Here is a 10608-nt window from a genome sequence, read left to right on the forward strand (position 1 = left end):
TGCGAATACCTCACGGCAGCCTCCTGCCAGACGAGGACGGCACCCCCGTATCAGGCTAGGTGCGGCTGCGCGCCCCCGCACGGCGACCGGGTGAACGCCCCTCCCCGGCCCCCGCCCCGACACCCCTCCCCGAGACCCCTCGCCGACTCCCTTGCCGACTCCCTTGCCGACACCTCCTGCCGCCGCCCCGGTCAGAGCCCCTCGGCGAGCATCCCGAAGGCCCGGTCGGCATCGGCGACCGCCTCGGGGTGGCACTCGTCGGCGCTGCGGCCGACGGCTATCCGGCGCCAGTTCTGCCGGCCGAGCTCCTGCCGGGTCGTCACCAGGTGGCAGGCCGCGAGCCGGGCGGCGAACGGGTCTCCGTACTCGGCTTCCAGGACCTCGGCGAGGAGTTCGACCTCGCGATCGGTGTAGTGCGCGATGCGGGCGGCCAGGCCCGGCGAGGAGTAGACGAGGCGCTGGAAGGCGATGACGTCGGGAACGTCGTTCAGACCGGTGATCGGATCGCGGTTGCCGAGGGCTTCGAGGAAGTGCCGGTGCAGGGCGCGGACGGGGGTGACGCCCTCGGGGCGGGCCCGGACGATCCGGGCGGCTTCGTCCTGGTGGTCGGCGAACCGGTCCAGGACCAGGTCCTCCTTGGTGGGGAAGTAGCGGAAGAGGGTCGGCTTGGAGACCTCCGCCGCGGCGGCGACGTCCGCCACCGAGACGGCCTCGAAGCCGCGCTCGAGGAAGAGCTCGAGCGCGGTGGCTGCCAGATGCCGGCGGGTGCGCAGCTTCTTGGTCTCCCGCAGGCCGGGTGTGTTCTCCATGCGTCCGAGGCTAGCACATCGACTTGACCGGGTTAATTTTCTTCCTCGGAAATTTTCGTTACCCGGTTGCTTTTTTCGTTCGGAGGGGCTTTCCTTGAGTCATCGGGTGAGAGACGGGTTGAGAGACGAGGGGGAACTCATGACGGACGTTCTGATCGTGGGCGCGGGTCCGACCGGCCTGACGCTCGGCTGCGAGCTGGCCCGGCGCGGCATCGGGGTGCGGATCGTCGACCAACGGGGCGCACCGCACGGGGAGTCGCGCGGCAAGACGCTCAACGCCGACGGACTGGCGGTGCTCGAGGACTTGGGCGTCGCGGCGCGCATCGAGGCCATCGGCCATCCGGACCTGGTCTTCCGCAAGTACTTCGACGGGGTGCATATCGCCGACACGGTGGTCGAGGGCACCCTGTTCATCGGCCAGTGGCAGATCGAGCAGGTGCTGCGCGAGCGGCTGGCCGGACTGGGCGTGGTGGTCGAGTACGACGCTCGGGTCACCGCGGTCACCCAGGACGAGGACGGGGTGACCGCGGCCTTCGCCGCCGGCCGGCCGGTGCGCGCCCGCCACCTGGCCGGCTGCGACGGCGGAGGCAGTTCGGTCCGCCGGCTGCTCGGGATCGGCTTCGAAGGGCACACCGACGGGGAACGGGCCATGGTGGTCGGCGATGTCCGGGCGCCGGGTCTGGACCGCGAGGTCTGGCACCAGTGGTTCACCTCGGACGGAGAGGCGATGATGCTCTGCCCGATCCCTCGGACGGACATCTTCCAGTTGCAGGCCTCACCGGAACGCGACACGGAGGGGCGCCCGTTGCCGCCCTCGGCGGCGGGATTCCAGCGCCTGTTCGAGCGGCATGCGCGGATGCCCGGCATCCGGCCGGCCGATCCGTCCTGGCTTTCGACCTGGCGGGTCAATGTCCGGATGGCCGAACGGATGCGCCGGGGGCGGGCCTTCCTGGCCGGCGATGCGGCACATGTCCATCCGATAGCGGGGGGCCTCGGCATGAACACCGGCATCCAGGACGCCGCGGCCCTGGCCCGTGCCTTGGGCGGGGAGACCGACCTCGAGGAGTACGAGGCGGCCCGGCTCCCGGCCGCCGCCCGGCTGCTGGCCGACAGCACCGGCCGGATGGAGCGGGTCCTGGAGGCGGTTCGCACCCCTGGCATCGGGACGGAGGCGGGGCTGGGATGAGCACACCGAGGACCGGCCGCGGGGTGACCGGACGGGCCGGGTGGTCAGACGAGGGGAACGGCGTCGGAGAGGGAGAGTGCGTGGATGCGGTCCGGGGAGCCGGGGCGGGCGTAATACCAGCCCTGGGCGGTGTCGCAGCCCAGGGCGCGGAGCTGGGCGGCCTGGGCGCCGGTCTCGACTCCCTCGACGGTGACGGCCAGCGAAAGGCTGTGGGCCAGGGCGACTATGCCCTCCACGATCTTCACGTCCACGGGATCGGCCGGCAGGCGCTGCATGCTCTGGGTGAAGGAGCGGTCCAGCTTCAGCACGCTCACCGGGAGGCGGCGCAGATTGGCCAGGTTGGAATAGCCGGTGCCAAAATCGTCGAGGGCGATGTCCACGCCCAACGCGGCGAGCCGGCGCAGCGGTTCGAGGAGTTCGTCGTCCGCTCCGATCAGAGCGGATTCGGTGACCTCCAGGCAGAGCGCGCCGGGGGCCAGCCCGGAGTTCTCCAGCACGGCCACCGTGTCGGCCACCAGGCCGGGGTGGTGGAGCTGGGTGGGCGAGAGGTTGACGTTGATCCGCAGGGGGCCGCCGTGTTCGCGCTGCCAGCTGCGGGCCTGGCGGACCGCCTCCTCCAGTACCCAGCGGCCCAGCGGGACGATCAGCCCGGTCCGTTCGGCGAGCGGGATGAAGCGGTCCGGGCCGAGCACTCCGTACTGCGGGTGCGACCAGCGGACCAGGGCCTCCGCGCCGTGCACGCTCCCGTCGTGCAGGTGCACCAGCGGCTGGTACTCGATGAAGAACTCGCCCCGCTCCAGGGCGGCCGGCAGGGCGTTCGTCAGGCCGTGGCGGGTGATGGCCCGGGCGTCCGCCTCCGCATCGGCGAATTCGAAGCGGTTGCCGCCGGCCGCCTTGGCCCGGTACATGGTGATGTCGGCGCTGCGCAGCACCTCCGCCGGGGTGCGTTCGCCCGCCATGCCCTCGACGATGCCGATACTGCCGCGGACCGTCAGCTCCCGGCCCTCCAGGCGGATCGGGGTGGAGAGCGAAGACAGGATGCGGACGGCGAGGTCGGTGACCTTCCGTTCGGAGCCCGGGCCGGTGGTCAGGGCGACGAACTCGTCGCCGCCCAGGCGGGCCACCACCTCGCCGGGGCCGGTGGCGCAGCTCTGCAGCCGGTCCGCGACCTCCACCAGCAGCCGGTCCCCCGCCGAGTGGCCGAGGCTGTCGTTGACCGCCTTGAACCCGTCGAGGTCCAGATAGCAGAGGGCGAAATGGGTCCCCTCGACGGCGGCCAGGGCCTTCTCCAGCCGCTCGAAGAAGAGGGTCCGGTTGGGCAGGCCGGTGAGCGCATCGTGGGTGGCCTCGTAGCGGAGACGGAGGTTCAGCAGACGCCGCTCGGTGGTGTCCTCCATCAGGGCCAGCTGGTACTGCGGCCGGCCGTCGGCGTCACGCAGCAGGGACACCGTCAGATTGGTCCAGAGCACGGTGCCGTCATGCCGGTAGTACGGCTTCTCGACCCGGTAGTGCTCGCGCTCGCCACGGACCAGTTCGCCGTACATCTTCCAGATGTGCGGGGCGTCGTCGGGGTGCCCCCATTCGCTGACGTTGCGGCCCCGGACATGGCCCTCCAGGCCGCCGAACATGTGCAGCAGGGTGTCGTTGACCTCGAGGACGTTGCCTTCGAGGTCGGCGATGCCGATGCCGATGGCGGCGCCCTCGAAGACCGCGCGGAAGCGGGCCTCGCTGGCGTGCAGGGCCTCCTGGGCATCCGTGCGGGCGGTCATCGCGGAGCGGGCGATGGCCTCCTGCTCGCTGAGGGTGCGCTCGCGCAGTGCGCGGGCGAAGCCGGCCGCGATGCCGTGCTGGAGGCGGGCGCAGCGGGCCCGGTAGTCCTCGGCCGTCTCGGCGTCGGCGCCCTCCGGTCCGCAGTACAGGACCAGATAGGCCTCGACCACGCCGAGGGTGCCGGCCAGCGCTTCCGGGTCGGTGCAGTGGACGGCGATCAGTTCGGCACCGATCCGCTGGCCGACGGCCGGATCGAAGGGTCGGGCGTGCAGGGCCTCGGCGAGGGTGCGGGCGAGCGGCAGGAGGTGCTGCTCGAACTCGGGCCGGGTCAGCGAGGTGGCCGTGACCGGGAAGATGGCCCTGCTCCAGATGGTGGCGAACCGCCCGATGCGGTCCTCCGAACCGCCGGGAACGGGATCGGCCGCCTGCACCGTCCCCGAGGTCTGCGCCGGAACTCTCACGCCTTGCGTCCCACGCCACCGAAGCCCGAGAACGCATACGCGTCCTCCTCCTGCGGCTCGCCGTGCGCCGGGCCGTCCGGGCGCCAGTTGGGCATCGGCACCAGTCCCGGTTCCAGGAGCTCGAACCCGTCGAAGAAGCCGCTGATCTCGGGGCCGGTGCGCATGACGAGGGGGTTGCGGATGTCCCGGTAGACGCCGACGACCCCGCCGGCCACCTCCTGGGTGAGCGGGATGCCCTCGTAGGAGGCGTGGGTGAGGATGAGCAGGCTGCCGGGGGCGAGCGCCTCGCGCAGTTCGGCGACCGCCGCGTACGGCTCGTCCTCGTCCTCCAGGAAGTGCAGGACGGCGACCAGCAGGAGGGCGACGGGCCGGTCGAGGTCCAGCAGGCCGGCGACCTCGGGGCTGGTGAGGATGTCCTGCGGCTTGCGGAGATCGGCCGCGGCGATGGCGGTCCGGTCGTCTCCGGCGAGGACGGCCTGGCTGTGGGCGACGGCCACCGGGTCGTGGTCGACGTAGACCACCCGCGCCTCGGGGTCGGCGGCCTGGGCCACCTCGTGCACATTGCCGAAGGTGGGGATGCCGGAGCCGATGTCCAGGAACTGGCTGATGCCCTCGGCGGCGGCGTGCCGCACGGCCCGGCGCATGAATGCCCGGTTGGCCTGCATGATCTTGGGGAGGCCCGGCATGAATTCCATGGCGCGGCGGGCCGCCTGGCGGTCCACCTCGAAATTGTGCGATCCGCCCAGGTAGTAATCGTAGATGCGGGACACGCTCGGCACCGATATGTCGATACCTGCCGGGGCCCAGGCGGGGCGCTCCATCGGGGCCTCCAGGATGTCGTCGATGGTCTGGTCCAGGTTGGTCGGACTGCTGTCCGAGCCGAATGTACTGATCATTTCCCAACAGGGCGAGCAAAAGCGGAAATTGGCGGTCCGTTCTTCGTCACACACCAAAGCGCTCCGCGGCCCCCGAGGGGCCACCTCATCAAGGATTGATCGAAACCGACAAATCCCTTTTGGGAAATGGACGATGAAGGATCATGCGCGGTCGATCGCTGGCTCAAACCTCTACGGTCCGATCTCCGCCCGTTCAGGCGAACCCCGGCCGCTCCGGGCGTGCGCGGTGACGTCCTGGCCCATGCTCGCCGCGTGAAGAGAGCCTTGACCAGGCGTCTGCCGGCGATCACGGTCCTGCTGTGGGCAGCCCTGTCCACGGTGCCCGCCGTGGCCGATAGCTGCGCCTACGCGACCGTCGATTCCGGGACCGGTGGAACGGCCCGAACCCTGGTCGCGGTCGCCGGAAACGGCGGCCGGGGCGGAGGTCACGGACACGGACATGGTGGCGGACATCACGGCGGACATCACGGTGGCCATCACGGCGGGCACCACGGCCGCCCCCACTGCCCTCCGCCGCCTCCCCCGCCGCCCTGCCCCACTCCGACCCCCAAGCCGACGCCCACCCCGACCCCCACTCCGACCCCGACCCCGAAGCCCACGCCGACTCCGAAGCCCACGCCCACCCCGCCACCGAAGCCCACTCCCCCGGCCCCGCCCAAGCCCGCGCCGGAGCCCCCGCCGAAGCCGGCCCCGAAGCCCCCGCCGCCGCCCGCGCCGGCTCCCAGGCCGACCCCGGCGTTCCGGACACCCGCACCACCGCCGCCACCGCGGCCCGCGCCGCCCCGGCCCATGACGACCCCGCCGCCGGTGGTGATCGCGCGGCCCGCACCCGTGGCCGTGGCCCGGCCCGCGTACCGCCCGCCGACCCGCAAGAAGCCCGTGGAGCACCGGATTTCCCCGGTGACCTTCACCCTGCTGGCCACCGCGCCCGCGGTGTTCGCCATCGTCGCGCTGCGCCCGCGCTGACCTTGCCCGCGGCTGCCCCTGTGTGTGCCGTTCCCCCCGTGTCCCCTGTGTTCCTGCGTGACCTCTTGGAGTCCAGTTGTCGGAATGGCTCGTCCTGTCGCTCGCGATGGCCGCGGCCTGCGCCGTGGTGCTGTCCATCGCGTTCTTCAACCACCGGCGGATCGGCGAAGACGACGATCCCAACGAAACCCCGGACGTCATCGAGTACATGACGATGATGATCGGCGTGATCTACGCGATCGTCCTCGGCCTGGCGATCGCCGGCGTCTGGGAGGCCCGGGGCGGCGCCCAGGAGTACGTACGCCAGGAGGCCCAGGCCCTGCACGAGGTCAGCATCCGCTCCCAGGTCTACCCCGAGGAGGTGCGGACCAGGATCCGCTCCGATGTCGATGCCTATGTGACGTACGTGGTCGGAACCGAATGGAAGGAGATGGCCGAGTCGGGCCTGGTCACCGACAAGGGCACCGAACTGCTGGAACGTATCCGCCGTGATGTCACCGACTACCAGCCGCAGACCGACCACGAGGGCCAGGCCTACCAGCCCCTGGTCGACCAGGTCGCAGCGGCCGACGACGCGCGCAGCGGCCGGGCGCAGAGCGCCGGGGCCACCATGCCCGGGGTGGTGTGGTTCGGCCTGATCATCGGCGCCCTGGTCACGGTCGGCATGATCTTCGCCCTGCAGATCCGGCGTTCCTTCCGGGAGCTCGTACTGGCCGGCCTGTTCAGTGCGCTGATCGCCTTCCTGCTCTTCCTGATCTGGGACTTCGACGCCCCGTTCAGCCGGGGCATCGCAGCCACCGCCGAACCCTTCCTCCAGCAGTTCCCGCATCTGGAACTGGGCGGCTGACCGACCGTCGTGCGCACCCGCCCGGCCCCGCCCAAACGGTGGCCGGGCTCCGCGTCCCCGGTTCGGCGGACAACAATGCCCCATTCGCCCGGTCCTGATCGCGAGTGCCGACGGACCCACCTAGCGTGGCGGACATCGAGGTGCACCACCCCCCACGTGCGGAAACCATTCCGCAGCTGCTCCTCGGGGATCCGGAGACAACGATGGCTGCGATACGTACCTCCGCAACAGCCCTGCTGGCCGTCTGCGCCACGGCCGCCGCGGGCGCCGTCCTCGTCCTGAGCACGTCCGCCACCGGCCCGGACACTGCTCCCGCCGGAGGGCCACCGGGCGCACCCAAGGTCACCTCGTTCGGCTTCGCCATCATCCCCTCGACGGTCGAGCCGGGCGGCAGCACGGCACTTTCGGTCACCGCCTGCGATGCCGCCTTCGCCACCGTCTCCTCCGGAGTCTTCGACTCCGTGAGCATCCCGCGCGGCCAGACCGTCCGTGTCACCATCGACCGGGACGCCCGCCGCGGAGCGCAGTACTCCGTCTCCTTCACCTGCAACGGCGAGACCGGATCCGCGGATCTCACCATCGCCGGCGGGGACAGCTCGCCCACGGCCCGGTCCACCGCCACCGAGCGGCCCGCCGCGAACGCCCTGCCCCGCAGGACCACGAGCCTCACGGACACCACGGACACCACGGACACGACGGACACCTCGCGCGCGACCGGCACCATGAGGACCACCGCCACCACCGGCACCACGCGCACCACCGGCATCGGCATCGGCGCCGGGACCGCCACCTCGGGCGCCACCCTCGGGGTGCGCGGCGGGATCGGCGGCAGTGTGGCCGGCCTGGACCTCGTCGAGATCGGCGCCGGTGCCTCGCTCGTTCTGATCGCGACGGCCGGTATCGCCTACGCGGTCCACCGCCGCAACACCAGCCCCGCAGGCCCCACCCGCAAGCACTGACCCACAGCCCCGGAACCAGCCCCGGAACCGCCGGTCGCCCCGAGTCCTGGCCAGGACTCGGGGCGACCGGCGGTTCGAGCTCCGACCGGGGAGGTCCGTCCGGTCAGGCCCGGCCGCGGGCCGGGCGGTGACGGCGCATCAGGTGGATGCCCGCACCGAGGGCGGCGGTACCCACGAGGCCCGCGCCGATGACGGTTTCGGTGGCGGACGGGCCGAAGGAACCGCCGATGCCGCCCTGAGCCCCGTTGCCGGAGAGCACCCGGAAGTTGTGGGTCGCAATGAGATCGCTGTCGTTGCACCTGACGTGCAGGGTGTGGGTGCCGGGCGAGGCGTGGTTGAAGATGCGGACGGTGGCGAAGCCGACGGTCCCGGCGGACAGGTTGGCCGGCGAAAAGTTGCCGGGAGAGCTGACGGTGCCCCCGTGGCCACAGCCGGAGGCGCTCACCTGCATGGTGGAGCCCTGGTGCACGGAGAACGGGTTGACCGAGACATTGGCCGGCCCGCGGCCCCCCTGGCCGCCCGGGTTCGCTGTGGCGAATGGGGTGCTGAGCCCGACGGCAGCGATGGCCGCCGCGGTCACGGTGAGAGCGCGAAAGGCACGCATGGTGGAACCTCCAGCGGGAAGCGCCCCAGAGCGGTGGCCCGGGATGATCGACGAGAACGCCTCCCACGTCGAACCCTCGGGGCACCTCGCAACCAGCGCATTTCCGGCTTTGGTCCGCCCGGTTGACCGACACGCCGAGCGGCGCGCGGCCGGGCCGACGGATCCGCAGGTCACGGGCCGTCAGACATTTATGTGACGATTACCTGGATGGGCGCACCCCTTACGGCCCCGCAGTCCGCCCATCGGCGCCCCGCCACCCGTTCGCCTTCCACCTCTCGCCGTCCCGCCGCGGCACCCTTAGCGTGCGTGAACAAGAGCGCTGTCGGAAATCCAGCACAGCAGCGCCGGGGTGGGGACAGGAACGCGGGCCGGGACCCCCGCGTCGGGAAGGGAACAATGATCATCGAGGACGAGCCGCCACCGAGGAGGCGCTCCCCCTGGGGCGTCATCGCCCTGGTCTTGCTCACCGGCCTCGCCATGATGCGGAACGGGTCGAACGTCGACGAAGGCCCGCCGCAGCCGACCGCAGCCGCCGCCGTGAAGGTGACCGCCGATCAACTGCCCGCGGAACCGCCCCGGGCACAGCCCGGGCTGGAACTGCTGGAGCACTCCTCCGTCCAGCGGGTCCGTATCCCGTCCATCAGCGTGGACGCACCGGTGATGACGGTGGGACTCGACGCCGAGGGATGGATCGATGCGCCGCCGGCCCAGGACGCGAACCTGGCCGGCTGGTACCTGAACGGGATCTCGCCCGGCCAGCAGGGCTCCGCGGTGATCGTCGGCCATGTCGACAATGCGCAGGGCCCGGCGGTGTTCTACGGCCTGGGCTCGGTGCGCAAGGGCCACCGCATCGAGGTGGAGCGGTACGACGGGCGCACCGCGGTGTTCGAGGTGTACGGCGTGGAGGTGTTCTCCAAGGAGTCCTTCCCCGGAGCCCGGGTGTACGGGGACACCGGGCACGCCGAGCTCCGCGTGATCACCTGCGGCGGCGGCTACTCCAAGGCCAAGGGCTACGACGGAAACGTGGTGGTGTTCGCGCGGATGGTGGCGGCCCGCTGAGCGACGGCGGGGCGGGCACCCTCCCGGGCGCCCGCCCCGGCCCCGCGGCCCCCGGCCCGCCCGCGCGGGCCGCCCCCCGGCCCACCGTTGCAGGTCAGCGCGGGGGCAGTACCGGCAGGGACATCTCGTAGCCCCGGTCGATGAGTTGCGGAAGGTAGGTACGCAGGGCGGCGACGCTCTGCGCACGGTCGCCGCCCGCGTCGTGGGACAGCACGATCACACCGGGGCCGGCCGCCTTGAGCACCCGCGAGACGATGGTGCCGGTGCCCGGCTCCTTCCAGTCCAGGGTGTCCACGGTCCAGGCCAGCGGCTCCATGCCGAGCTCGGCGCCGATCTCGAACGCGGCCCGGTTCCACGCTCCGTACGGCGCCCGGAACCACACGGGCGGCCGGCCCACCGTCTGCTGCACCACATCGCTGGTACGGCTGATCTCGGCGGCCAGGGCCGGCCGGGAGAGCCGGGGGATCAGCGGGTGGGTCCAGGTGTGGTTGCCGATCACATGCCCTTCGGCGTCCATCCGGCGCACCAGGTCGCGGTGCACGTCTGCCATCTCCCCGCAGACGAAGAACATGGCGCGGGCGCCGTACCGGGCGAGGGTGTCCAGGATGCCCGGGGTGTAGCGGGGGTCGGGGCCGTCGTCGAAGGTGAGCACCATGCTGCGGCCGGTGTGGGCGGCGGGCGGCATTTCGAGGAGGGGCCGGGTGCGTACGGGCGGCCGGCTCGGCCGTTGGCGCGGCGGGGCCTCGCCGAGGCTGGGATGCAGCCGGTACGTCGCCGGGGGCGGCCCCTGCGCCCGCATCCCCGGTGCCCCGCCGGACCCGCCGGATGCGCCGGATCCGCCGGCCGCGGTGGCAGCCCCTGCCCCCGGTCCGGGCGTTCCGGGGGGCGGTCCGGCGGCCTGCCTCCCGGGAGTTCCCGCCTGCTCACTGCCGATCAGCCCGGCAGCGGCGGTGACCCCGAGGAAGACCGCGGTCCGCAGTACGAACCGCCGCCCCGCTGACAGCTCATCATTTTTCATTACTACTACGTATCAACGAGTCCGCCGCAGATC

The 10608-nt window shown here is 71.9% G+C and carries 10 protein-coding genes; 5 read left to right on the forward strand and 5 right to left on the reverse strand.

Annotation, left to right across the window (positions count from 1 at the left end; translation table 11 throughout):
- Positions 1-191: 191 nt before the first annotated feature.
- On the reverse strand, positions 192-809 hold the full coding sequence (locus tag DEJ50_RS03940) for a TetR/AcrR family transcriptional regulator (protein ID WP_150206009.1): 618 nt from the start codon (positions 807-809) through the stop codon (positions 192-194).
- A gap of 139 nt (positions 810-948) precedes the next feature.
- Here DEJ50_RS03940 and DEJ50_RS03945 point away from each other — a divergent pair, with 139 nt between their 5' ends.
- Entirely contained in the window at positions 949-1995 is a 1047-nt protein-coding gene (locus DEJ50_RS03945) for an FAD-dependent monooxygenase (protein WP_150206011.1), read from the forward strand.
- 44 nt (positions 1996-2039) lie between these two features.
- Here DEJ50_RS03945 and DEJ50_RS03950 read toward each other — a convergent pair whose 3' ends face one another.
- Both DEJ50_RS03950 and DEJ50_RS03955 read right to left on the reverse strand, forming a co-directional pair.
- Positions 2040-4226 carry a putative bifunctional diguanylate cyclase/phosphodiesterase gene (locus DEJ50_RS03950; protein WP_150206013.1) on the reverse strand — a complete coding sequence of 729 codons (2187 nt, stop codon included), beginning with the start codon at positions 4224-4226 and terminating at the stop codon, positions 2040-2042.
- Positions 4223-5047 carry an SAM-dependent methyltransferase gene (locus DEJ50_RS03955; protein WP_150211879.1) on the reverse strand — a complete coding sequence of 275 codons (825 nt, stop codon included), beginning with the start codon at positions 5045-5047 and terminating at the stop codon, positions 4223-4225. Before DEJ50_RS03955 ends, DEJ50_RS03950 begins: the two co-directional genes overlap by 4 nt.
- A gap of 864 nt (positions 5048-5911) precedes the next feature.
- Between DEJ50_RS03955 and DEJ50_RS33775 the strand changes: the two genes are divergently transcribed.
- The 3 genes from DEJ50_RS33775 (at position 5912) to DEJ50_RS03970 (ending at position 7894) form a co-directional block, all read left to right on the forward strand.
- Positions 5912-6088, forward strand: coding sequence for a hypothetical protein (locus DEJ50_RS33775; protein WP_190344260.1), 177 nt, complete (start codon positions 5912-5914; stop codon positions 6086-6088).
- A gap of 76 nt (positions 6089-6164) precedes the next feature.
- Positions 6165-6935 (forward strand): DUF4239 domain-containing protein, encoded by a 771-nt coding sequence (locus DEJ50_RS03965; RefSeq protein ID WP_150206015.1) that lies wholly within the window; start codon positions 6165-6167, stop codon positions 6933-6935.
- Positions 6936-7138: 203 nt separating this feature from the next.
- Positions 7139-7894 carry a hypothetical protein gene (locus tag DEJ50_RS03970; RefSeq protein WP_150206017.1) on the forward strand — a complete coding sequence of 252 codons (756 nt, stop codon included), beginning with the start codon at positions 7139-7141 and terminating at the stop codon, positions 7892-7894.
- Between the two features lie 103 nt (positions 7895-7997).
- On the opposite strand, the gene DEJ50_RS03975 is transcribed toward DEJ50_RS03970, so the two are convergent.
- Positions 7998-8498 (reverse strand): hypothetical protein, encoded by a 501-nt coding sequence (locus DEJ50_RS03975; RefSeq protein ID WP_150206019.1) that lies wholly within the window; start codon positions 8496-8498, stop codon positions 7998-8000.
- A gap of 396 nt (positions 8499-8894) precedes the next feature.
- Between DEJ50_RS03975 and DEJ50_RS03980 the strand changes: the two genes are divergently transcribed.
- Positions 8895-9557, forward strand: coding sequence for a class F sortase (locus DEJ50_RS03980; protein WP_150206021.1), 663 nt, complete (start codon positions 8895-8897; stop codon positions 9555-9557).
- Positions 9558-9651: 94 nt separating this feature from the next.
- Here DEJ50_RS03980 and DEJ50_RS03985 read toward each other — a convergent pair whose 3' ends face one another.
- The gene (locus DEJ50_RS03985; protein ID WP_150206023.1) at positions 9652-10575 is read right to left on the reverse strand and encodes a polysaccharide deacetylase family protein; all 924 of its coding nucleotides are present in this window, start codon (positions 10573-10575) and stop codon (positions 9652-9654) included.
- Positions 10576-10608: the final 33 nt, after the last annotated feature.

This window comes from Streptomyces venezuelae (genome assembly GCF_008642295.1).
In the GTDB taxonomy this organism is placed as follows: Bacteria; Actinomycetota; Actinomycetes; order Streptomycetales; family Streptomycetaceae; genus Streptomyces; species Streptomyces venezuelae_C.